Origin of the sequence: Thermopolyspora flexuosa, assembly GCF_006716785.1 — a bacterium.
Taxonomy (GTDB): domain Bacteria; phylum Actinomycetota; class Actinomycetes; order Streptosporangiales; family Streptosporangiaceae; genus Thermopolyspora; species Thermopolyspora flexuosa.
Map to the genome: position 1 here is coordinate 173,466 of NZ_VFPQ01000001.1, position 21,001 is coordinate 194,466.

21 protein-coding genes are annotated in these 21,001 nt (G+C 70.2%); 6 read left to right on the forward strand and 15 right to left on the reverse strand.

What is annotated here, in order from left to right; all coding sequences use genetic code 11:
- Positions 1–31 precede the first annotated feature (31 nt).
- The 7 genes from FHX40_RS00755 to FHX40_RS00785 form a co-directional block, all read right to left on the reverse strand.
- Positions 32–1,465 carry an MmgE/PrpD family protein gene (locus tag FHX40_RS00755; protein ID WP_142257811.1) on the reverse strand — a complete coding sequence of 478 codons (1,434 nt, stop codon included), beginning with the start codon at positions 1,463–1,465 and terminating at the stop codon, positions 32–34.
- On the reverse strand, positions 1,465–2,358 hold the full coding sequence (locus FHX40_RS00760; RefSeq protein ID WP_229788813.1) for an ABC transporter ATP-binding protein: 894 nt from the start codon (positions 2,356–2,358) through the stop codon (positions 1,465–1,467). Before FHX40_RS00760 ends, FHX40_RS00755 begins: the two co-directional genes overlap by 1 nt.
- On the reverse strand, positions 2,348–3,118 hold the full coding sequence (locus tag FHX40_RS00765) for a hypothetical protein (RefSeq protein ID WP_142257812.1): 771 nt from the start codon (positions 3,116–3,118) through the stop codon (positions 2,348–2,350). The genes FHX40_RS00760 and FHX40_RS00765 overlap by 11 nt, the downstream gene beginning before the upstream one ends.
- Positions 3,118–4,548 (reverse strand): FAD-dependent oxidoreductase, encoded by a 1,431-nt coding sequence (locus tag FHX40_RS00770; RefSeq protein WP_142257813.1) that lies wholly within the window; start codon positions 4,546–4,548, stop codon positions 3,118–3,120. Before FHX40_RS00770 ends, FHX40_RS00765 begins: the two co-directional genes overlap by 1 nt.
- Positions 4,549–4,592: 44 nt before the next feature.
- Complete coding sequence (locus tag FHX40_RS00775) at positions 4,593–5,648, reverse strand: ABC transporter substrate-binding protein (protein ID WP_142257814.1); 1,056 nt, start codon at positions 5,646–5,648, stop codon at positions 4,593–4,595.
- A gap of 23 nt (positions 5,649–5,671) precedes the next feature.
- Entirely contained in the window at positions 5,672–6,508 is an 837-nt protein-coding gene (locus FHX40_RS00780; protein WP_142257815.1) for an ABC transporter permease, read from the reverse strand.
- A 259-nt stretch (positions 6,509–6,767) separates the two neighbouring features.
- Positions 6,768–7,610, reverse strand: a complete 843-nt coding sequence (locus FHX40_RS00785) for an IclR family transcriptional regulator (RefSeq protein WP_142257816.1) — start codon at positions 7,608–7,610, stop codon at positions 6,768–6,770.
- Positions 7,611–7,672: 62 nt separating this feature from the next.
- Between FHX40_RS00785 and FHX40_RS00790 the strand changes: the two genes are divergently transcribed.
- Entirely contained in the window at positions 7,673–8,335 is a 663-nt protein-coding gene (locus tag FHX40_RS00790) for an SDR family NAD(P)-dependent oxidoreductase (protein WP_142257817.1), read from the forward strand.
- 259 nt (positions 8,336–8,594) lie between these two features.
- Here the strand turns inward: FHX40_RS00790 and FHX40_RS00795 are convergent, their stop codons facing one another.
- Positions 8,595–9,344: a TetR/AcrR family transcriptional regulator gene (locus FHX40_RS00795; RefSeq protein ID WP_142257818.1), complete on the reverse strand. Its 750-nt coding sequence runs from the start codon at positions 9,342–9,344 to the stop codon at positions 8,595–8,597.
- A 125-nt stretch (positions 9,345–9,469) separates the two neighbouring features.
- Here FHX40_RS00795 and FHX40_RS00800 point away from each other — a divergent pair, with 125 nt between their 5' ends.
- Entirely contained in the window at positions 9,470–10,255 is a 786-nt protein-coding gene (locus tag FHX40_RS00800) for a siderophore-interacting protein (RefSeq protein ID WP_142257819.1), read from the forward strand.
- A 301-nt stretch (positions 10,256–10,556) separates the two neighbouring features.
- Positions 10,557–11,015 (forward strand): hypothetical protein, encoded by a 459-nt coding sequence (locus FHX40_RS00805; RefSeq protein WP_142257820.1) that lies wholly within the window; start codon positions 10,557–10,559, stop codon positions 11,013–11,015.
- A gap of 312 nt (positions 11,016–11,327) precedes the next feature.
- On the opposite strand, the gene FHX40_RS00810 is transcribed toward FHX40_RS00805, so the two are convergent.
- Positions 11,328–11,750 carry an ATP-binding protein gene (locus FHX40_RS00810; RefSeq protein ID WP_142257821.1) on the reverse strand — a complete coding sequence of 141 codons (423 nt, stop codon included), beginning with the start codon at positions 11,748–11,750 and terminating at the stop codon, positions 11,328–11,330.
- 165 nt (positions 11,751–11,915) lie between these two features.
- Between FHX40_RS00810 and FHX40_RS00815 the strand changes: the two genes are divergently transcribed.
- Both FHX40_RS00815 and FHX40_RS00820 read left to right on the forward strand, forming a co-directional pair.
- A complete protein-coding gene (locus tag FHX40_RS00815) occupies positions 11,916–12,224 on the forward strand; it encodes a putative quinol monooxygenase (RefSeq protein ID WP_142257822.1) in 309 nt (102 codons plus the stop codon).
- Positions 12,221–13,423: a helix-turn-helix domain-containing protein gene (locus tag FHX40_RS00820; protein ID WP_142257823.1), complete on the forward strand. Its 1,203-nt coding sequence runs from the start codon at positions 12,221–12,223 to the stop codon at positions 13,421–13,423. Before FHX40_RS00815 ends, FHX40_RS00820 begins: the two co-directional genes overlap by 4 nt.
- Before the next feature lie 862 nt (positions 13,424–14,285).
- On the opposite strand, the gene FHX40_RS00825 is transcribed toward FHX40_RS00820, so the two are convergent.
- From FHX40_RS00825 to FHX40_RS00840, 4 genes are all read right to left on the reverse strand, one after another.
- Positions 14,286–15,938, reverse strand: a complete 1,653-nt coding sequence (locus tag FHX40_RS00825; RefSeq protein ID WP_142261461.1) for an ABC transporter permease — start codon at positions 15,936–15,938, stop codon at positions 14,286–14,288.
- 5 nt (positions 15,939–15,943) lie between these two features.
- The gene (locus FHX40_RS00830; RefSeq protein ID WP_142257824.1) at positions 15,944–16,864 is read right to left on the reverse strand and encodes an ABC transporter ATP-binding protein; all 921 of its coding nucleotides are present in this window, start codon (positions 16,862–16,864) and stop codon (positions 15,944–15,946) included.
- Positions 16,861–17,571, reverse strand: a complete 711-nt coding sequence (locus FHX40_RS00835; RefSeq protein WP_142257825.1) for a TetR/AcrR family transcriptional regulator — start codon at positions 17,569–17,571, stop codon at positions 16,861–16,863. Before FHX40_RS00835 ends, FHX40_RS00830 begins: the two co-directional genes overlap by 4 nt.
- A gap of 78 nt (positions 17,572–17,649) precedes the next feature.
- On the reverse strand, positions 17,650–17,853 hold the full coding sequence (locus FHX40_RS00840; protein ID WP_142257826.1) for a hypothetical protein: 204 nt from the start codon (positions 17,851–17,853) through the stop codon (positions 17,650–17,652).
- Between the two features lie 230 nt (positions 17,854–18,083).
- Here FHX40_RS00840 and FHX40_RS00845 point away from each other — a divergent pair, with 230 nt between their 5' ends.
- On the forward strand, positions 18,084–19,145 hold the full coding sequence (locus FHX40_RS00845) for a TolB-like translocation protein (RefSeq protein WP_142257827.1): 1,062 nt from the start codon (positions 18,084–18,086) through the stop codon (positions 19,143–19,145).
- A gap of 170 nt (positions 19,146–19,315) precedes the next feature.
- Here the strand turns inward: FHX40_RS00845 and FHX40_RS00850 are convergent, their stop codons facing one another.
- Both FHX40_RS00850 and FHX40_RS00855 read right to left on the reverse strand, forming a co-directional pair.
- Entirely contained in the window at positions 19,316–19,852 is a 537-nt protein-coding gene (locus FHX40_RS00850) for a TetR/AcrR family transcriptional regulator (RefSeq protein WP_142257828.1), read from the reverse strand.
- A 230-nt stretch (positions 19,853–20,082) separates the two neighbouring features.
- Positions 20,083–20,964, reverse strand: a complete 882-nt coding sequence (locus FHX40_RS00855; protein WP_142257829.1) for an SDR family oxidoreductase — start codon at positions 20,962–20,964, stop codon at positions 20,083–20,085.
- Positions 20,965–21,001: the final 37 nt, after the last annotated feature.

Here is a 21,001-nt window from a genome sequence, read left to right on the forward strand (position 1 = left end):
GATCGGTCGGTCGGGGGATCGCGGGGGCTGATCAACCGGCCGGCCGTGCCACGGGCTCACCCGGTGGTGGTGAGGCGCTTGGGGAGCCCGGGAGCTCGGGGGTGAGGAGGGCGAGCAGGTCGGCGACGGCCGCGTCCGCGGGCGGGTCGAGCAGCAGCCCGGCCGCCCGGTCCGCGTTGCCCTCCCCGGCCACGGGCGCGACGTACCGCAGGAACTTGCCGACCAGCTCGTCCCGGGTGAGCGGGGCGCGCCGGTCGCCCGCGGGCAGGTCGACGAAGCGCTCGTACCGCTCGCCGGACCGCGTGGTGACGGTCACCCGGGTGGCGGTGTACTCCGGGTAGCGGGCGTTCATCCGGTCCGAGGCGTGGATCCGGACGACGGCCGCCACCCGGTGCACCAGCGGGTCGGCGATCCGGTCCGGCGCGTACTGCGCGCCGGTCACGTCCCGGTCGACCAGCGCCGCGGCCGCCACGTACGGCAGGCTCAGCGTGCACGGGATCGCCGAGCCGCCCGGCTCGACGGTGCGGTCGACGAGCACGCGGGCGACGTCGTAGGTCTCCACGTCGACGTCGGCGATCTCCGCCGGGTCGAGGTCGTGCTCGGTGGCGATGGCCACGCACGCCTGGGCCGCGCCGTGGGTGTGCCGGCAGCCCGCGAACCGCTTCTGGTGCACCTCGAGGATCGTCCACTCCTCGCCGAGCCCGGCGGTCAGCGCCGGGTCGCCGGGCGCGCCGCGGAACAGCGCGACCAGGCCCTTGGGGTGCTCGAGCACCTGCGGCCAGCCGGTGAGCCCGGCCTTGGCGTGCAGCGCGCCCTCGGCCCCGGCCCGCGCGATCTGCCCGGCGAACGCGGGCTTCGCGGTGGGCCCGGCGAAGATCGACTCGATCATGATCGCGGGGACGAAGAACGCCGCGGCGCCCATCGCCGAGACGATCCCGCCGGCGTCGAGGCCGAGCAGCCGGGCGCACCCGGCGGCCGCGCCGTACCCGGCCGCGATCGGGAACCAGCCCGCCGCGGTGGCGCCCGGGTGCAGCACCCGGCCGATCCGGTTCGCCACCTCGTACGCCGCGACCGCCGCGACGGTGAGGTCGCGCAGGCCCGCGCCGGTGGCCTCGGCCACGGCGAGCAGCGCGGGCAGCGCGTGCGACGGGTGGAAGCCGCCGAACCGGTAGCCGTCCTGGTGCTCGAGCACGTCGGCGGCGCAGCCGTTGAGGTACGCGGCGTCGGTGACCGGCGCGGCGAAGCCCGCGCCCAGCACCGTGGCCTCCGGCCTCCCGCCGCGGGCCCGTACCAGCTCGGTGATCGCCCTGACCTCGGGCACCCGGCCGCCCGCGAGGGCGGTGCCGAAGAAGTCGAGCAGCAGCGCCCGCGCCTTCGCGACCACCTCGTCCGGCAGGTCCTCGTAACGGAGGCCGGCCGCGAAGCGGGCGAGGGCGGCGGTCGCCCCGGTGTCCGGTTCGCTCATCACGCCTCGCCGAGCTGCTCGCGCAGGTGGTGGGCGATCTCGCCGAACCGCGGCGCCTTGGTGATCTCCAGGGGCCGCGGCCGGGGGAAGTCGACCTCGACGATGTCCTGGATCCGGCCGGGCCGCTGGGAGAGCAGCACGATCCGGTCCGCCAGGTACACCGCCTCGGAGATCGAGTGGGTGACGAGCACGACCGTCTTGCCGGTCTCCAGCCACAGCTCCTGGAGCATCACGTTCATGCGGTCGCGCGTCATCGCGTCGAGCGCGCCGAACGGCTCGTCCATGAGCAGGATGGACGGGTTGTGGATGAGCGCCCGCGCGATCGCCACCCGCTGCTGCATGCCGCCGGACAGCGCCCGCGGGTAGTGGTCGAGGAAGGCGGCGAGGCCCACCATCTCGGCGAGCTCCGCGGCCCGGCGGCGCCGCTCCTTGCGGCTCACCCGCTTGACCTCGAGCGGGAGGGCGATGTTCTTCCAGATCCGCCGCCAGGGCAGCAGCGTGGCCTGCTGGAAGACGAACCCGAGCGAGCCGAGCGCGTCCCGGGAGGGCTCGGTGTCCCCCTCGGCGAACAGCGGCCGGTCGCCGATCACGATCGAGCCCTCGGTCGGGGTGATGAGGCCGCCCAGCATGCGCAGCAGGGTGGTCTTGCCGCAGCCCGACGGGCCGAGCAGGACGACGAACTCGCCCGGCCTGATCTCCAGGTCGGTCGGGAGCAGGGCGCGTACCCGCCCGCCGTCGCCGACGTACTCCTTCCCGACCCCGCGGATGGAGATCGCCGCGCCGCTGCCCGCGCCGGACCTGTCCTTCTCCGGCCGTCCGCCGGGGGCGGGTTGCTGCATCGTCGCTCCAGGGGTGGTGGGGATGGTGCTCACGTGGCCGTGTTCAGTCGGCATAGGCGCTCTCTGACAACTCGTCCCAGCGCCCGCCCGGGCCGGGAGTGCGGTACTCGGTGGTGGGGGCGGCGTCGGAACGGATGAACGACATCGTTCCGCCGCGCGAGTAGAGGGGGCCGTGGAAGACGTCGGGAGAGCGGAAGAAGTAGCCCCCGGCGCGCATCACGCCGAGCGGGCCCATGAGGACGTCCCCGTAGATCTTGAAGGACTCCTCGTAGACCGGGTGCGCCTCCTCCATCGGCGACTTCCAGCCGGGGAGCATCGCCGCGAGATAGATATAAGCGGTGTCGTCGTGGCGCAGCACCTTCGACATCGCGCCCGGCTCGAGCTGCACCTCACCGCTCCACCCGGCCGGCACCCACGGGATGCGCTCGGTGGCGATGCGGAGCAGCGGCTCGCCGGAGCCGGTGCCGGAGGCGAAGCCGGGCGCGCCCCAGAACCCGCAGTAGAGCACGAGGCCGCGCGGCGAGGCGGTGAGGTCGATCTCCGTGCCCGCCTTGGCGTAGACGTAGTCGTTCACCTTGAGCGGCTCGCCGTCGAGCACGCCCTCGCCGGAGAGCACGTAGATGTCGACGGCGCTCGCCAGCACGCCCCTGTGCCGGCCGGTGAGGCGGACGAGCGTGGTCTCCGCGCCGTCGGTCGCGTCCCGGCTGAGCACCTTCTTCAGCCCGCCCTGGGCGAAGCCGAACTCACCCTCGGGGACCGGCTGCCAGGGCAGGTCCTGGCTCTGGATGAAGTCGACGTCGGGCCGGTTCCACATCACATGCTCCCGGGGTCGTGCGGGGCGCCGGCCGCGCGGCGGCCGAGCAGCCGCCCGAAGCTCAGCGCCGGGGTGACGCTCATGCCGCTCACGAACGCCTTGCCGGAGAGCGTGCTGCCGCCGATCACCTCGCCCGCGGCCCACAGGTTCTGGAACGCTCCACCGGAGGTGACCACGCGCAGCTCGTTGTCGACGACGACGCCGGCCGGGCTCTTGAGCACGGTGCCGTGGTTGAGCACCGCGTAGAACGGCGGCTTGGCGATCGGGGCCGGCAGGTGGGTACGGCCGAGCGGGTCTTGGCCGGTGGCGACGGCCGCGTTGTACTCGGCCACGGTGCGGGCGAGCCCCTCCGGGTCGATGCCCGCGGCCTTGGCGAGCTCGCGCAGGTCGTCGGCCTTGGTGAAGGACGGGTGGCTCGCGAACGCGCGCTCCAGCTCCTCGGCGCTCCAGGTGGGGAACAGCGCGGGGGCGGTCTCCCGGATCGCCTCGTCGTACACCACCCAGAACTTCAGCTCGGGCTGCTCGACCAGGTGGCGTTCCCGCAGGTCGACGCTTGGCGCGTCCTCGGCGACGAACCGCTCGCCGTGCACGTTGACGTGGATCTCCCAGGGCTGCCGGGACTGCGGGGTGAGCACCGGGAAGTCGTCGAGGTGCACGGTCTCCCAGGTGCTGCCGGGCTTGAGCACGCCGCCGTAGGTGGGGAGGAACCGGTCCTGGCCGCGCACCCGGCCGCCCGCCTCGACCACCGCGAGGATGCCCGAGCCGTCGCAGTTCGGGTCGGCCGGGCCGGCGAGCGGGGCGCCCTCGGTGAGCTTGGGGAACAGCTCGGGGTTGCCCGCGTAGCCGCCGGTGGTGACGATGACCACCTGCGCGTCGATGTCCTGGAGCGTTCCATCCGGTTTGCGCACCGTCACCCCGGCGACCCGGTCCGGGCCGTCCACGCGGATCGCGACGAGCTCGGTGTTGAGCTCGAGCGTCGCCGAGCCCGCGCACGCCTTCTCGAACTCGCGGGCGAGCACGTCGAGGATCGACCTGCCCGCGTTGCGGCCCCAGTAGGTGCGGGGCAGCAGGTACGCCTCGTGGAAGTGGAGGACCGTCGGGCAGTCCGGGTCCATGTCGAAGTCGTGCGCCATCAGCCACTCGACGGTGCGGGGCGCGTGGTCCACCGCGAGCCGGACCAGGCCGGGGTCCGCGGTGTTCTTGCTGATCCGCATGACGTCCTCGAAGTGCAGGTCCGGGCTGTCGAGGATGCCCTTGCGCCGCTGCAGGGACGTCCCGCCCGCGGAGAGCTGGCCCCACGAGCGCCACAGCGTGCCGCCGATGCGGTCGGCCTTGTCGATGACCGTGACCCGCAGCCCCTGGGCCGCCGCCTCGATGGCCGCGGGAAGGCCGGCCGTACCGGCGCCGACCACCACGACGTCCGTCGTCATACGCTCTCCTCGGGGGCCGAGTAGTGCGACATGTGCCTGACCTCTCAGATCGCGTCGAGGAACTCGGTGGTGACGAAGTCGCTGACCGGCCGGGACGTGTCCTTGATGATCCCGGACTTGCGCATCAGGTCGATGCCCTTCTCCCAGGCGGCCAAGTCGATGGAGAGGAAGTCGCCGTTGGCGGGCTTGGACACCTTGAGCTCGGCCTCGAGCTTGGCCTTGGCGAGCGCCTTGTCGGAGACCTCGATCTCGTTGTACTTGCCGACCGCCTCGAGCACCTTGTCGTGGTTGGCCGGGTCGGCCATGAAGTTCCAGGCCTTGCGGCAGGCGCGCAGGAAGCCGGTGATCGCCTCCTTCTCCTTCTGCGCCACCTCCTTGGTGACGAAGTAGGAGTCGCCCGGCATCGGCGCGAACTGGTCGGTGTTGAGGTAGTGGAGCTCGATGTTCTTCTGCCGGAACGCGGTCTCCGAGCCGATGTAGGTGATGAACCCGTCCACCTCGCCGCGGGTGAGGAACTCCAGCGAGCTGACGTCCGCGCCGGTGACGACCTTCTTCACCTTGGTCGGGTCGAGGCCGACGGCGACCGACATCGCGTCGAGCAGCAGCTCGGTGGACCCGCCCTTGGAGATGACGCCGATCGTCTTGCCCTGCCACTGCTCGGGGTGGGTGAGCGGCTTGTCGGGCGCGGACGCGACGCTGTACTGGCTGACCTGGTCCTTCTGCCCGATCGTGACGATCTCGGTGTTCTGGTCCGCGATGAGCGGGCAGGTGATGATCGACGCGGCCTTGCCGAACATCGCCTGGCCGGCGGCGACCTGTGAGACGGAACTCGCGGTGCCGGTACCGCCGATGGCGGTGATGTACAGGCCCTCCTCGGCGAAGTAGCCCTCGTGCTGCGCCACGTAGACGTCGGCGTGGGCGATGATGTGCTGGAACGGGGTGACGTAGACGAGGTTGCGGAGGTTGTCGGCGGCGGAGCCGGGGGAGCCCGCCGACTCGGTGCCGGACGAGCCGCCGGCACCGCAGGCCACGAGGAACTGGCTACCGGCCAGGGTGGTGACGAGGAACCCGGCACCGGTGAGGAACTTGCGGCGATCCATGGTGTGTTCCTGTTCTCACAGTTTCAGAGCGAGGTGGGGCGACCGGACGACTCGTGCCAGGGGATGGCGAAGCGCCGGATGGCCGCCGTGATGGCGTAGAGGAGGAAGCCGAGCACGGTCATCACGATCACGACCGCGAAGAGCATGTCGGTACGGAGACCGGAGAGCATGGTCACGGCGAGCGCGCCCAGACCCTCGTCGCCGCCGAGGTACTCGCCGACCACGGCACCGGTGATGGCGAAGACGATGCCGAGCTCGATGCCGGTGAGCACGTACGGCAGCGCGGACGGGATGTCCAGCGAGATCACCCGCTTCCACCACGGGGCCTGGATCACCCGCATGAGGTCGCGGTGCCCGGGGTCGATGGAGCGGATGCCGAGGATCGTGTTCTGCATCATCACGAAGAACGCGATGATCGCCGCCATGACCACCTTTGAGGTGGAGCCGAAGCCGAACCACAGCAGGAACAGCGGGACGATGGCCACCTTCGGCACGACCTGCGTGGCCACGAGGAACGGGGAGAGGACCTTCTCCAGGTTCCGGGCCTTGCCGAAGATGATGCCGAGGGCGATGCCGACGACCGCGGCGAGGAGGAAGCCGGCGATCGTCTCGTACAGCGTCACCTTCATCGCGTCGTAGATGACCTGGCCCTGCAGCAGCTGCACCATCGCCTCGCCGACCTGCTCGGGCGGGGGAAGCATGAGGGGCCCGACGTTGAACACCACCGTGTAGGCCTTCCACGCGCCGAGGAAGGCGAGGAAGAGCAGCGGGGTGGTGATCCACAGCGTCAGCGTGGAGACACCCTTCCTCCGGCGTCCCGCACGACTGGTTTCGGACGACTTCGGCTGGGGATCGGACATAGCCGCCTCCGTGTGTGTTGGCCCGCTGAGCGGAACGCCGTACCGGATAGGAGGATGCTGACGATGCTAAAGGCGGCCCCAGGGGTGGTCAAGGTATGAAATGTACGTTTTACAGCTAACTGAGGGTGGTGGGATTGTTACTGAAGTCGCACGGTTTGGGGTGTCGTCGCCAGCGAGGTATGGGGGATTTTTCCTGTTTGATGGCTATATATGCGCGACTGGGGGGATGCTAACGTCACAATGTGATGCGGACGTTACGCTAAGCGCGAACGTTCCTGTCACCGGAACGGTGGCCAAGCTGGCGTGACACCTCGGCCGCGGCCTCGCGGACGAGCGCGCCGTACTCCTCGACCTTGCCGACACCCAGCCGGCCGACCGGCCCGCACACCGAGATGGACCCGTACACCCGGCCGGTCGCCTCGTACACCGGCGCGGCCACCGACGCCGCACCCTGCTGGCGCTCGCCGAGGCTCACCGCGTACCCGCGGGAGCGGATGACCTCGAGCTCCTCGCGCAGCCGCTCCGGATCCTGGATCGTGATCGGGGTCAGCGGCGCCAGCGGCTGCTTGGCGAGGTAGTCGCGGATCTCCTCGTCGTCCAGCGCGGCGAGGATCGCCTTCGACGAGGCGCCCGCGTACAGCGGGTAGAGCCGCCCGAGCTGGACGGACATGTGGATCTCCTGCGGCGACAGCACCTGCGTCAGGTACATGCGCTGCATGCCGTACCGGACCGAGAGCGTCGCGGTCTCCCGGGTGCTCGCCACCAGCCGCTCCAGGTACGGCTGCGCGATCCGCGGCACCTCCATCTGGGCCATCGCCGCGAGGCCGACGCTCACCGCCCCCGGGCCGAGGCGGTAGCGGCGGGTGCGTTCGTCGAACGAGAAGAAGTCGGCGGCGGCGAGCGTGCGCACCACCCGGTGCACGACGGTCTTGCTCATGCCGAGCGTGCGCGCCAGCTCCGAGACGCCCACGTCGGGCCCTTTCGCCTCCGCGACGGCGAAGATCACCTGAAGGGCACGCTCGATTCCGCTGCTCGTCTGCCCTTCCTCGGAAGACGAGCCGTTCCGAGATCTGGAAGACGTCGTCTTCTTCTCCGCCCGCACACTGCGAGCATAGCGGGATCCCGCGGAACGGCGTTCCGGCGCGGATTTGCTACAACTGTCCAATGGCCACGAAGACCCTGGTGGTCGGCGGTGCGGGCGGCATCGGCCGCGCCTGCGCCGACCGCTTCCGTGCCCTCGGCGGCGATGTCGTCGTCCTCGACCGGGCGTTCGGACACGACGCCTGCGACCCCGAATCGGTACGGCAGGCCCTCCGCGACGTCGATTCGCTCACCAACGTCATCCACGCCGCGGGCTCGGTGGGCGCGGGCGGCATCGAGGACCTCACCCTCGACGAGTGGCGGCGCGTCCTCGACGACAACCTGACCTCCGCGGTGGTGGTGATCCAGGCCGCCCTGCCGCTGATGCGCGACGGCGGCTCGATCGTCCTGTTCAGCTCGGTCAACGGCCGCCACGGCGGCAACCGCCTGTCCGGTCCCGCCTACGCCACCGCCAAGGCCGGCCTCATCGGCCTCACCCGCCACCTCGCCAAGGACCAGGCCGCCCGCGGCATCCGCGTCAACGCCGTCGCCCCCGGCCCGGTCGCCACCCCCATGCTCGCCCGTCTCTCCGAACCCGAGCTCGACGCCCTCCGCGCCCAGATCCCCCTCGGCCGCATCACCCATCCCGACGAGATCGCCGCCACCGTCGAATGGCTCTGCTCCCCGGCCGCCGCCTCCATCACCGGCGCCGTCATCGACGTCAACGGCGGCATGTGGATGGGCTGACCTCCCGCGCTTGCAGCCGAAGCGTGACCCGGGTGCGACGGGGCGCGAAACCGACGCGCGATTCGGGGCGCGCCGCGGGAGGAGGTGCGGCGACCTGGGACCGCGCGTGGCGGGTTGGCCGCGTGTCCGCGGCGTCAGGGCGGGTTCGACCTCGGCGCGGCCCGGGCGGCGGCGGTCGGCGGAAGAACCGGGCGGGCGGGCATCGGTCCGGTCGGCCTCGCCGATCGGTTGCCGGATACCGGGCCGTGGTCCTGGCCCATCACCCCTGTTTGGCCGGGGAGCCGCCGCTCGGCGGCTCGTACTCCAAGGCGAACATGCCGCAGATCTCGCGCAGGCACTCCTCGAAGACCGGCTCCAGATCGCGGTAGGCGAAGTCGAGCTGCTTCATGACCTCCATGCAGAGCAGGCCGTACAGCCGGATCCACGCGTTGAGGAACACATGAAGGGCCTCCGGCGGCAACAGCCCGCCGACCCTGGCGGCGTAGTCACACACCTGGGCGCGGAGGGACGGATCCAGCTCGTCGAGGTCCGGAACGGGGAAGCCCTGCCCCTCCCAGACCTTTGCGATCTCCTCCATGAAGACCCGCCCGAACTCGTACCCGGCCTGGTAGCGGGGTGAGTCGGCGTCGGCCTCCCCGGGCACCCCACGCGGGCTGGCGAACATCCACCCGAACTCGGCGGGATGCGCGATCGACCAGCCCCGCAGCGCCCGGCACATGGCGAGGATCCGCCGGTTGGCCGGTGCCGCCGCCCACGCCGCCCGCGTCTCCTCGAGCACCGTGGTGAGCTCGCGATAGAAGCCCGCCGTCACGGCCTCGACGAGCTCGTCCCGGCTCGCGTAGTAGCGGTACAACGCGGGACCGCTCATGCCGAGCTCCCGCGCGAGCGCGTTGATCGTCACCGCCGAGGAGCCCTCGCTCACCAGCAGCCTTCGCGCGGCCGCATGGATCTGGCGCACCGTCGCCTCCCGCAGCCGCTCCCTGCGACTCGCGGTGTTGCGTGCAGTCATCGAGCCCCTCTCGCACGTGCCGTTGACACGGCCAAGTATCGCAGTGTTAGAGTCATTAACCAAGTTAATACCTCTAACTCAACGTATGGCGACGCAGCCACACGACGTTATTCGGGGAGCTCCGCATGGAATCCGACAGCCTGACGCCCAGGCGCGGCCGTACGGCGATCAAACCCCTGGAGCGGATCTTCGCCAAGCACGTGACGGAGGGAACGGTCACCGACGTCGGCCTGGTCACACCGACGCTCAAGCGCATCCGCATCCACTGCGCGACCCTGGACGCCTGGGCCTACACCCCGGGTCAGCACGTCAGGGTGGAGATCAACGACCCCCTGTCCCTGTACGGCATCCTCCGCCCCGGAGACACCCTGCGCACGTACACCATCTGGGATTTCTCCGTGGCGGACCGCACGTTCGAACTCCGCGCCCACCTCTACAACGGAAACGGCATCGGCCTGAACTGGGCCCGCAACGTCAAACCCGGCGACCCGGTGAAGTTCTGGGGCCCCATGGGTGATTTCCACCCGAACCCCGAGGCCCTCTACCACGTCTTCATCGGCGAGGAAACGGCCTCGGTCGCATTCGGCCCCATGATCCGCGCGCTGGGCCCGACCGCGTCGATCTACGGCGTGCTGGAAAGCGAAACCCCCGACGACGAGGTCCCCATCCCCGGCCCGCACCGCCTGGTCCGCGTCCACCGCAACGGCGCCTCCGCCGTGGCCTCCCACACCCTGCTCACCGCGGTCTGCAACCTCGACCTCCCCGGCAACGCCGGCATGGCCTACATCGCCGGCGAGGCCCGCACCTGCCAGCTCATCCGCAACCACCTCGTCCGCGACCGCAACTGGCCCCGCAAGTCCATCAAGGTCAAACCCTTCTGGGCTCCGAACAAGCGCGGCCTCCACCACTGACCGCAGGGCGACAAGGCGACCAGGACGGTCCCGGCCGACGCGACTCGACGTCCTGCAGCGCAAGCCTCTTCGGAGAACATCCCCCAGGGGGACACCGAACTTGCCGGGGCGACCGGAGAATCGTCCGATACGTGAGAGCGCGAATCGTTGCCGTGACGTGCCGATATACCCTTCCGGCATGTTCATATTCCCGATAAGTGTTTGCCTCACCTGATAGGCGCTTCGCAGACTTCAGGCGTCGATTCGCGCGGCCGCGCGCACCCACATCCCGCGCTCACCCTCTTTGGAGGCTGTCCTCCCCATGTCGCCGCTGGACAAGGCGATCCGGCTGTATCGGATCGACGCGATAATCGCCTTCGGACTGGCCGCGATCGTCGTCGGCATCGGGCTCTATACGAGGAACGTCCTCGGCATCATCCTCTGCCTCGTGGTCGCGGCCGTTCCCGCCATGCCGGGCTTCGCCGCCCTGATGGTGGTCAAGGGCTTGCAGACCGGGAACGCGGACAAGGTCTTCCGAGGCGTTCAGGCCCTTCGGAAGTTGCTCTACTTCACCTTCCTGGGCATCGGCGGTGGCCTCGCCGCCGCGGTCCGGCTGCTGCTCGATGAGTTCAAGCCGACCACGCTGATCGGCGCGCTCATCCCGGTGGGCCTGCTGACCGGCGTCGCCGTCCTGCTCCGCTACTCGTTCCGCGTGCTGGACCACCCGCAGATCCAGGAGCGCCTCGTTCCCCGTCCACAGCAGGAAACGCACCCAAGCTGAGGCTCCTCGCCCAGGCCGAATCCGGCTTCCGCCTTAGTCTCCAGTACTCCTCGCAGGCGGACGGAGGGCAAGCGAGGTCAAGATCCGGAAACCGTCGGCGCTGCGCATCCGTGGAACCGCGATCATGGCTGCGGTCTCGCTCGCACGGGCGTTTCGCCTCGTGGCCGAATCAGCGCCAGTTCGTGTGTTCGCCAGGCGGTTGGGTCTCTGCGGGCGGAGGAGAGACACTGCGCGCCGCTACGTGCCCTGGTCAGTGGCGGTGTTGAGGGGTGATCGCAGGTGGTGCCGAAATAGGACGGTACGGACGCTGAACTAAGAGGTGGGGGCGAGCTGGATAAGGGCCCAGACCGTGCGCCCGTGCGGGTCTCCGTAGACGCCCCAAAGGGTCGCCATGTCCTCTACCAGGTAGAGGCCCCGCCCGCCGGTGGCGTCGACCCCGACGTGGCGAACCTGTGGCGGGTCGGCCGGCCCACCCTGGTCGGTAACGCCGATGACGAGGAGGTCATCGCGGTTGTCCAGAGTCAGCCGAAAGCGGCCTTCGGGTAGCCCGCTCCGAGTGTGCCGCAGCGCGTTGGTGACCAGTTCGGAGGCGACGAACTGCGCGACCTCGGCACTGGGTCCGTTGCCGAGGTAGTCGGCGATCATCTGGCGGACCACACCCACCTGCCGGTTCGTACCGGGGAAGCTGCGCCACAACCGGCGGACCGGTTGTCTGTCGCTCAGCGCTCGGGTCATTGCGCTCTCCCTGTGTTTGTCCAGGTCAACCCTGAGATTGATATTGAAAGTACTAGTGCTGTACTGTAAGTACAAGCACTTTGAGTACTTGCATGTAACTCCTGGTACTGCTCAGGTATGGAGGAGTGATCCCGCGCGAGGCCGGGTGACCCGAGGAGGGCGCACATGTTCGGACTCGTGGTCCGATTCACCTGCAAGGACGAAGCCAGCGCCGAGGCGTTCGACCGCCTCGTCGCCGAGACCATCGAACAGATCCGCCGACACGAGCCCGGCACGATCGTCTACGCCTCCCATCGCGTGGAAGGCCGCCCGCTCGAGCGGATCTTCTACGAGCTGTACCGGGACCGGGACGCTTTCGAGGCCCACGAGCGGACCGAGCACACCCGCCGTTTCCTGGCCGCCCGCGACGAGTATCTGGCCTCGGTCGAGGTCGACTGGCTGCACCTACAGGACGGGAAGGGCGTCACCCCGTGAGCACCGAGTACCAGCGCGCCCTGGGCCGCCGCATCGCCCAGGAACGCCGACGCCGCGGGCTCTCCCAAACGGAGCTGGCCCGTCTGGTCGACCGATCGGTGGCCTGGATCTCCCAGGTCGAGCGCGGCGTACGCAGGATCGACCGCATGTCGGTCCTGGAGAGACTCGCCGAGGCACTCGACGTGCCGCTGGCGGAGCTGGCCGCCGAAGCGCCGCTGATCGCGGCGGCCGACGAAGAGATGCCGGGGACCGCAAAGCTACGTCTGGTGCTGTCGGGTGTCCACGCCCTTCATGCGATGCTCCACCCCGCTCCCGCCCCACCCGTGAGCGAGCTTCGCTCGCAGGTCGAGCGCGCGTGGGAACTGACCCACGAAAGCCGGTACACCGAGCTGGCCGACCTGCTGCGCGGCCTGATCCCCGAATTGGAGGGCGCCGCCCGCTCGGCCGAGGCCGACCGTCGGCCCGAACTGTTCGAGCTGCTGGCCACCACGTACCAGACCTGCTCGGCATCATTGGCCAAGCTTGGCGAGCCGGAAGCAGCGTGGATCGCCGCCGACCGTGCCATCGCCGCGGCCGAACGTACGGGCAATCCGCTCCTGATGGCGGCCGGAGCCTACCGCCTCGGCTTCGTCTTCCTCGGCGCCCGCCACTTCGACCAGGCCGAGGAGGTGGCCCGCACCGCCGCGGATGCCCTGTCGAATCTGGCCGACGAGGGAAATCCTGAGGCGATGTCGCTATGGGGCGCCCTGACCTTGCAGCGCGCCATGGCCGCCGCCCACCTCAACCAGGCCGACCCCGCCTATCACCACCTCGCCCGCGCCCGCGAAATGGCCGAACGACTCGGCGAAGGCCGCAACGACTTCAACACCGAATTCGGCCCGGCGAACGTCGCCCTGTACGAGGTCGCGGTGGCCGTCGAACTCGGCGACGCCGGCCGCGCCATCCGAATCGGCACAACCGTGGACACCTCCGTTCTCTCCAGCGAACGCCGAGCCCGCCTCCACATCGACCTCGCCCGCGCCCACGCCCAGCGCCGCCAGGTCGACGATGCCGTCGCCGCCCTGCGAACGGCCGAATCCATCACCCCAGAGCAGGTGCACAACCACCGAGTCGTCCGTCGCCTCGTCGCCGACCTTCTCACCATGCAGAGTCCCCCGTCCGCGGAGTTGCGCGAGCTGGCCGAACGGGTTGGCGCGTAGGAAGCGCAGCTCGATATGGCCGTATCAGGGGCCACCGTTCCTGGTGGCGAAAGGCTCGGCACCCAATCACGACCGAGCTGGGCAACGCGACTTGATAAGCAACTGATTCAACTGGTTGATCACGGCGAATCTGATGCATTTGGTAATAGAAATGATTCGTGTGTCGATGTTGCTTACAGGTCTCTGCTAAATGGATGGGAAGAGTTTCTTGCCTGTCCGTAGAGATCGCTGGCGCCGGATGGTTAGGGTATTGTTGCTGGTCGGTTATGTTGTGGGTCCGCTACGTTGCTGGTGTGGCCCGGAGGAGGAAGAGTTTCTTAGAAAAATACTGGGGTTACGGCGTACTTGTGGCCATTATCCTCGGCTGGTGGTTTGCGGAGGACAAAGGCAAGATCGCCCCCTTGCTGATTGTGGGTAGCCTGCTGGCGATCTTTTATTTTCTCTTCAGAGTCCCCAGGACGTGCGGTGCCGAAGGTCGCGAGGGTCCGTGCCGAAACAACGCCCAAGGCCTTCTCTTCGGATGTAACCAGGTCCGCCAACACAAGCGGCAGAATTTCGCGAGACGGCTGGGTAGAGAGCGATGGCGCAGACTGAACAGAGGACTCTGGACCTCACCTAAGGATGCCGTGGCGACACTCTCATGTCTCGGTACGGTGGTCTCGGCCATAGCGGCAACAATGGCGGTCATTCTGGACCGAGGTTAGACCGCTGGCGTCCTTTCCGGCTAGAGGAAACTCCGGAAACTAAGCTCACCTTTCCCTGGCTAGTGGTGAGACTCGATGGTTATGCCTTTATCGGTGTCTCACAGTGGACTGGGAATGGCGAAATACTTGGCGGTTCTCTCGCCTGCCGACACTGAGATTCACTTGGTCTCGAGGTCGCGGTGGCGGAAGCCGTACAGGCCAAGGGCGACCAAGGCGGCTGCGATGGCGGTCAGGGCCAGCAGCGGGGTCCAGGTGAGGTCCTCGACCGGGAGGCGGGGGATGTGGCTGAACGGGGACAGGCTCGTCAGCCAGGTGGGGAGCCGGAGGATCATGCCCAGGTAGCCGGTGACGGCGATGTAGCCGACATAGACCCAGGCCAGGGCGGTCGCCCGGGGGAGCCAGCCGACCAGGGCGACGGTGAGGCCCGCCGTGGTCCAGAGGGCCGGGATATAGGCGGCGGAGGCGGCCATGGTCTTGGCGAAGAGGTCGGGGTCGGACGTGGTGGGGGCGCCGGTGGCGGCGAGGGCCAGGCCGGAGAGGAGGAGCATCGCCGGGCCGCCGATCAGGGCCACGGCCAGGTGGCTTGCGAGCCAGCGGGTTCGGGACAGGGCGGTGGCGAGGACGGCTTCGGCTCGGCCGGAGGTCTCCTCGGCGCGGGGGCGCAGGGTGGTGAGCACCACGTGGATGGTCGCGACGATGGTGAAGACCGTCATGACCATGGCGATGAACGCGTCGGTCACCGTGGTGCCGCCGAGGTTGGCCAGCGCGTCCTGCAGCACCTGGATGTCGCGGAACATCTCCTCGATGTCGCCGAGGAACGGGCCGTACGACGCGCCGAGCAGGAGCATGCCGACGGCGAAGCCGATCAGCATGCCGCGGTGGAGGCGCAGTGCGAAGCCGATCAGGGTGGTGAGCAGGCGGGAGGCGGCCGGGCGGCCGCGCCGGGCGGCGCGCAGGCCGGCGCCGAGGTCGCGGCGCAGGCTGAGGGCGAAGCCGACGGCGGCCAGTACCGCGGCCGTGGCCAGGTTGAGCAGCAGGGGCCACCAGCGGTTGTCGAGGTAGGGGAAGGTCTGCTGGGCCCAGCCGATCGGAGAGGCCCACGACAGGGCGCTGTCCGCCGAGTCGCCGGCCGCGCGGACCAGGTACGCCGCGCCGACGACCGCGATGCCCATGCCCGAGGCGCCCCGGGAGTGGGCGGTGATCTGGACGGCCACCGCGGCGACTCCGGCGAACGTGATGCCGGCCGCCGCGTACGCCGCGCCGTACAGCAGCGAGCCCTCCCAGGTCATGCCCTCCAGGCCGAGTGCGCCCATGCCGAGCGCCAGGAGGATCCCGAGGGCGACGTTCACCGCGACGGCCAGGATCAGCGCGGCGGCGAGCTGGGCGTGGCGGCCCACGGCGGCCGCGCGGATGAGCTCGGCGCGGCCGGTCTCCTCCTCGGTCCGGGTGTGCCGGGTCACCAGGAGGACGCTCATGATCCCGACGAAGACCACCACGAAGCCGAGCAGCTGGTGGCTCACGATCGAGCCGTAGTGGTAGTCGGTCAGGTAGTGCGCGGGGCCGGTGAACGCCAGCCCGGCGGGGGTGTTCATCGTGGCGGCCGTGGTCTGGCGGGCGGCGGCGGTGGGGTAGATGTCGCCGAAGGCGGCCGCGGTCCACACGCTTCCGAGGGCGAGGGCGGCGAGCCAGACCGGGATGCGGACGCGGTCGCGGCGGAGGGCGAAGCGCAGCAGGCGGCCCGTTCCGGCCAGGGCGTTTCCGGTTGCCGAGCCTGCCGTACGGCCGATGGCGGGGGTGGCGGTGGCCGTCAATCTCATCACCTTCTCGCGGGGGTGCCGCCGGTCTCGGTGGCGAGGTCGTCGCCGTAGTGCCGGAGCATGAGCTCCTCGAGCGTGGGCGGGTGGCTGGTGAGCGCGCGGATGCCGAAGCCGACCAGGTGCCTGATCGCGCCGTCGAGGTGGGCGCCGTCGACCGCGAACCGTACCCGGGTGCCGTCCACCTCGGCGTCGTATACGCCGGGCAGCCGGTCGAGGCCGGTGACCGGGGTGGCGGTGTCGGCCTCGACGGTGGTGCGGGTGAGGTGCCGCATCTCGGCGAGCGTGCCGGACTGCACGATCCTGCCCAGGCGGATGATGCTGATCCGGTCGGCGAGCTTCTCGACCTGGGCGAGGATGTGGCTGGACAGCAGGACGGTACGGCCGGCCGCCTTGACCTCGCGGATCACGTCCTGGAACACGACCTCCATCAGCGGGTCGAGGCCGGCGGTCGGCTCGTCGAGCAGCAACAGCTCGGCGTCGGAGGCGAGCGCGGCCACGATGGCGACCTTCTGGCGGTTGCCCTTGGAGTACGTGCGGCCCTTCTTCGACGGGTCGAGGTCGAAGCGTTCGATCAGCTCGTCGCGGCGCCGCCGGTTCAGCCCGCCGCGCAGGCTGCCGAGCAGGTCGATGGCCTCGCCGCCGGTGAGGTTGGGCCACAGCTCGACGTCGCCCGGCACGTACGCCATGCGCCGGTGCAGGGCCACCGCGTCGGCCCACGGATCGCCGCCGAGCACGGTGACCGAGCCCGCGTCGGCCCGCAGGATGCCGAGCAGGATCCGGATGGTGGTGGATTTCCCGGCGCCGTTCGGCCCGAGGAAGCCGTGGACCTCGCCCGGGTTCACGGTGAGGTCGAGGCCGTCGAGGGCCCGTGTCGCCCCGAAGGTCTTGACGAGTCCGGAGGTGGCGATGGCAGCGGTCATGTCGTGTCCCGGTCCGTGCTTTCGCTCTGCTCGGTGGTGGCCTGCCGTTCGGCGGCCTTCATGGCGTCCCGCCAGTTGTCGTAGATCTCCTCGTTGATGACGCCCTTGGCGAGGATCTCGGCGTTGATCCGCATCCACTTGACCAGCGAGCGGGGGTCGCCCTCGACGAGGTCGATCCCCAGCAGCCGCTTGACGTGTTCGTGCAGGACGAGCGTGCCCAGTTGCCACAGGCACAGCAGGGCCGCCGATTCCCGGAGGTTCTCGGTCGGCTTGAGGAGCCCGTTCGCGATCCCGTCGGTCAGGTAGGACAGCGAGTCCTCGACCATCTCGTCGATCAGTTCGGCCACGTGCGGAGAACCGTCGGCGATCGTCCTGGCGAGGTACTTGAGGATCGGCGTGTCGCCGTACGCGTCCCGGATCGCCTGGAGGGGGTCGAGGTTCCTGCCCTCCGACATCGCCCTGCTCTTCTGTTCCCTGATCAGGGAGGCGATGTGTTCGTCGCAGGCGGCCTTGAGCCCTTCCTTCGAGCCGAAGTGGTGGATGACGAGCGGTGGCGACACGCCCGCGTCGGCGGCGATGTCTTTCAGGTTGGTGGCCGCCACGCCGTGGGTGGCGAAGCGCTCGATCGCGGCGTCCCGGATGCGCGCCCGCGCGGTGCGGTCGGGATCGTCGGTTCGCCTGCGCCGGGGCGGGCCGTTCGTGCTCATGCTCGCCATCCGCCTGAACTCTGGTCAGTTCCCTGAATCGAGTTCAAATTAAATCGCGTTCAGTCCGCTGTCAACGGTTCAGCCGTCCCCGGTCGCCGCCCGGTACGGCGTGCCGCGCGCGACGGCCAGGCGCGCGTGCAGCCCCGCCAGGCCCGCCAAGGAGTCGACCTCGCGCTTTTCGTATTTGTCCGGCGTGCCGTCACGGCCGTACCCGTTTCGCCGCCACGTCAGGACAAGGTCAAAGACAGGGAAGGCGATCGTCGGAGATTGGTCAACGAACACTCGGCGTGTCGGCTCGCATACGGAGCGACAAGCCGGTGGGCTTGGAGGCGGCCGACGCAGCCCCGCTGCCGAGGCACGAAGGCATACCGCTGTCCTGTTGACCAGAGACGTCCGCGGTGATCCAGGCACCGTCGGGCCGGCCGTACCCGGTCCGCCCGGGAACGGCCCCGGTACGGCACGGCCGTACCCGCGATGCCTGCGTCACGGGACGTGGCGAGGGGGAGACATCCATGACCTTAAGACCGGTCGCCACCGCGTTACTGGCCGTGGCGCTGGCAATGACCGGCGTCCAGCCGGCGAGCGCCCACGAGCCGGGCACGCCCAACGTCGCCCCGCGGTCCGTCCAGGCGAAGCAGTGGACCAAGCTGGCGGGCACGTTGGCCCGGGTCAACGATGGGGCGGGCGCGCTCCGCCTGGCCTCGTACTCGCTGGTCTCCGGCGCCGGTCAGAGACTCGAGGCGTACCTGCGCGAGGGCGACAGGTTCGTCAGGACGCCGTACCGCGAGGCGGTGGTGTCGCCCGGGCAGCGCTGGGTGGCCGCGATCCGGGGCCACCGGGTGGGGGAGGCCGTCCGGTCGCTCGACCTGATCGACCGGCGCACCGGCGTGACGCACACCATCACCATGCCCGCGCCGGTCACGTCCCCCGAATGGTCGCCGGACGGGCGCAGGCTCCTGCTCACCGCGTACCAGCCGCGCCGTGGCAGCGGCCTGGCCGTGATCGGCTTCGTCGTCATGGACGTGGCCGACCGCGAACCCCGGCTGGTCCGGACCGGGCCGCGCAGCGTCGTCCACGACCGGGAGGCCGGGCGTGAGTACCGCTTCTTCTTCGCCGGCCGGCCCGATCGGGTGCTCCGCACGCACGGCGAGGGAGAGGGGACCACGACCGGGTCCCTGATCGCCGTCTACGACCTCCGCGGCAGGCCGGCCGGGCGGTACGCGGGGGTCGGCGTGCCGGACGGGTGGTCGGCCGCGCCGCTCTTCTCGCCGTCCCGGCGGTTGTTCGCCACGGTGGCCCGCCACGACCGCGGCGCCAGGGCCGAGATCCGCATCGTCAACGCGTCGACCGGCAGGGTGCTCAGCCGGATCGGCGACAGGGACATCCGTGCCTTCGCCGGCTGGTACGACGACGAGCACATCATCGTGAAGCGGGAACGCGGCCGTACCGCGCTCTACCAGCGCGTCGACCTGTCCGGCCGGGCCGACCTGGACCTGATCAGGGAGAGGCTCGTCCTCACCGGTGGCGAACTCAAGCCGCGCCTGGACCGGGTGTACTTCGTGCGCCGGGGCTAGCGGCGTACATGCACGTCACATCGGCCTCGCACCGCCTTCCTCGGTGCGGGGCCGATCGCGCGTTTTCCGCCGTTGACCGCGTACGGCTGGGCGGCCGCGGCCGAGCCGTACGGGTCGCCCTGCCAAAGGCGGGATGGTGGGCCGGAGCCCCGGGGCGCGGCGCCGGCGCGCTATGAATCCGGGCGTTCCCCGGCCGGTGGCGTCGAGCCTGTCGTACGGTCGCCGCTGTAGTGGGCGATGAGCGGCAGGAACAGGTCATCCACGACGGCGGTGATCCGCTCGTCCGGGACGGTGTCGAAGGTCATGAGCATGTCGTGCCGCAGCAGGTCGAACGGCATGTCGAGCACGTGCCGCGGGACGCGGTCGAGGTCGAGTTCGCCGCGCTCGGCCGCCCGGTCGTAGACGCGCCGCGACGAGGGACGTCTGCCGCCGAGGGCGAGCTCGCGCAGCTCGGCGGGGCTCGTCCGCACCTCGGCGAACAGCACCCCGAGCTGGGTCCCGATCATGGCGGCCAGCTCGCCCCGCCTGCGGGTCATCGCGCGCAGCAGCGCGATGAGGTCGCCGCGCAGGCTGCCGGTGTCCGGGATGGGGAGCGGGTTGGTCTCGATGTGGTGCCGGATGGCCGCGACGGCGAGGTCGGCCTTGCCCGGCCAGCGGCGGTAGAGCACCGCGCGGCCGGTGCCCGCGCGCACGGCCACGCGTTCCATGGTCAGCCCGCCCCGATCTCGCGACGGCCTTCCGGGGTACCTTCTGGTGGGCCACCGGCTTCACCGTTCTCGCCGCCCTGCTCGCCCTCACCCTCCCCGGCAGGGGCGAGGCCGCGGGGGAGCCCGTCACAGGTCCTTCCGCGGACGTCCGCGTCGGCGCGGCCACCTGATCCGGCGTGGGCAGCCGGCGCCCGGCATGCGGGTACGGCCCGCCGCCCTGACCTGGCCCGTCACAGGTTCTCCCGCGCGTGGCGGCCCCAGTCCGGGGTGGTGCCGTCGACGTCGGTGAACCCGTACCGCTTGGCGAGATCCCAGCTCGTGGTAGCGGTGCCGGTGAGGCTCATCCGGTCCGGGTCGGCCGCGAGGTGGGCGATCCCGCGCCCGATGTAGCGGGGCGTCTCTGACGCGGCGAAGTGCGGATCCTTGGCGATCGCGTCCCGCCAGGTGTCCGCGGTCACGCCGAAGTGGTCGAGCACGGCCTCGGACCGCAGGAACCCGGGCGTCACGGCCACCGCCGCCGCGCCGTACGGCCTGAGCTCCTCGGCCTGGGCCCGGGCGAGCCGGATCACCGACGCCTTGACCAGGTCGTAGAACAGCGAGCCGCGGTAGCCGTCCCCGACCCCGTCGGTGACCTCGACGACCAGCCCGCCGGGCGCGCGGGTCAGCAGCGGGGCCGCGTACCAGGCGGTGATGATGTGCGTGTCGATCGCGTTGCGCAGCATCCGCAGCCCGTTGCCGAGGTCGTGCTTCCAGAACGGCACGCCCCACTCGGTCAGCGGGTCGCCGCCCCAGATGTCGTTGACGAGCACGTCGAGCCGGCCGTACTCGTGGTCGATCCGCTCGACGAGCGCCCGCACCTGGCCCGGCTCGTTGTGGTCGACCCGTACGGCGATGCCGGTCCCGCCGGCCTCGGCGATGAGCCGTGCCGTCTCCTCGATGGTCTCCGGCCGCCGCATCGGCGACGGCGAGTCCGCGGTGGTCCTGCCGGTCACGTAGACGACCGCACCGGCGGCCCCCAGCTCGACGGCGATCCCGCGTCCGGCGCCCCGGGTAGCACCGGCGACCAGCGCGACCCGCCCGGTGAGGTCGATGGCGGTGGTGGCAGAGGTCATGCCGCCGAACTTACTTTATGTCCATTAATAAAGCAAT

What these genes read in the sequence shown, in the direction of transcription:
- FHX40_RS00815 (WP_142257822.1), top strand. Translation starts at nt 11,916, where the DNA reads ATGTTCGGACTCGTGGTCCGATTCACCTGCAAGGACGAAGCCAGCGCC.
- FHX40_RS00765 (WP_142257812.1), bottom strand. Translation starts at nt 3,118, where the DNA reads ATGTGGAACCGGCCCGACGTCGACTTCATCCAGAGCCAGGACCTGCCC.
- FHX40_RS00760 (WP_229788813.1), bottom strand. Translation starts at nt 2,358, where the DNA reads ATGCCGACTGAACACGGCCACGTGAGCACCATCCCCACCACCCCTGGA.
- FHX40_RS00775 (WP_142257814.1), bottom strand. Translation starts at nt 5,648, where the DNA reads ATGGATCGCCGCAAGTTCCTCACCGGTGCCGGGTTCCTCGTCACCACC.
- FHX40_RS00845 (WP_142257827.1), top strand. Translation starts at nt 18,084, where the DNA reads ATGACCTTAAGACCGGTCGCCACCGCGTTACTGGCCGTGGCGCTGGCA.
- FHX40_RS00810 (WP_142257821.1), bottom strand. Translation starts at nt 11,750, where the DNA reads ATGACCCGAGCGCTGAGCGACAGACAACCGGTCCGCCGGTTGTGGCGC.
- FHX40_RS00850 (WP_142257828.1), bottom strand. Translation starts at nt 19,852, where the DNA reads ATGGAACGCGTGGCCGTGCGCGCGGGCACCGGCCGCGCGGTGCTCTAC.
- FHX40_RS00770 (WP_142257813.1), bottom strand. Translation starts at nt 4,548, where the DNA reads ATGACGACGGACGTCGTGGTGGTCGGCGCCGGTACGGCCGGCCTTCCC.
- FHX40_RS00805 (WP_142257820.1), top strand. Translation starts at nt 10,557, where the DNA reads ATGTCGCCGCTGGACAAGGCGATCCGGCTGTATCGGATCGACGCGATA.
- FHX40_RS00800 (WP_142257819.1), top strand. Translation starts at nt 9,470, where the DNA reads ATGGAATCCGACAGCCTGACGCCCAGGCGCGGCCGTACGGCGATCAAA.
- FHX40_RS00795 (WP_142257818.1), bottom strand. Translation starts at nt 9,344, where the DNA reads ATGACTGCACGCAACACCGCGAGTCGCAGGGAGCGGCTGCGGGAGGCG.
- FHX40_RS00855 (WP_142257829.1), bottom strand. Translation starts at nt 20,964, where the DNA reads ATGACCTCTGCCACCACCGCCATCGACCTCACCGGGCGGGTCGCGCTG.
- FHX40_RS00780 (WP_142257815.1), bottom strand. Translation starts at nt 6,508, where the DNA reads ATGTCCGATCCCCAGCCGAAGTCGTCCGAAACCAGTCGTGCGGGACGC.
- FHX40_RS00755 (WP_142257811.1), bottom strand. Translation starts at nt 1,465, where the DNA reads ATGAGCGAACCGGACACCGGGGCGACCGCCGCCCTCGCCCGCTTCGCG.
- FHX40_RS00790 (WP_142257817.1), top strand. Translation starts at nt 7,673, where the DNA reads ATGGCCACGAAGACCCTGGTGGTCGGCGGTGCGGGCGGCATCGGCCGC.
- FHX40_RS00835 (WP_142257825.1), bottom strand. Translation starts at nt 17,571, where the DNA reads ATGAGCACGAACGGCCCGCCCCGGCGCAGGCGAACCGACGATCCCGAC.
- FHX40_RS00830 (WP_142257824.1), bottom strand. Translation starts at nt 16,864, where the DNA reads ATGACCGCTGCCATCGCCACCTCCGGACTCGTCAAGACCTTCGGGGCG.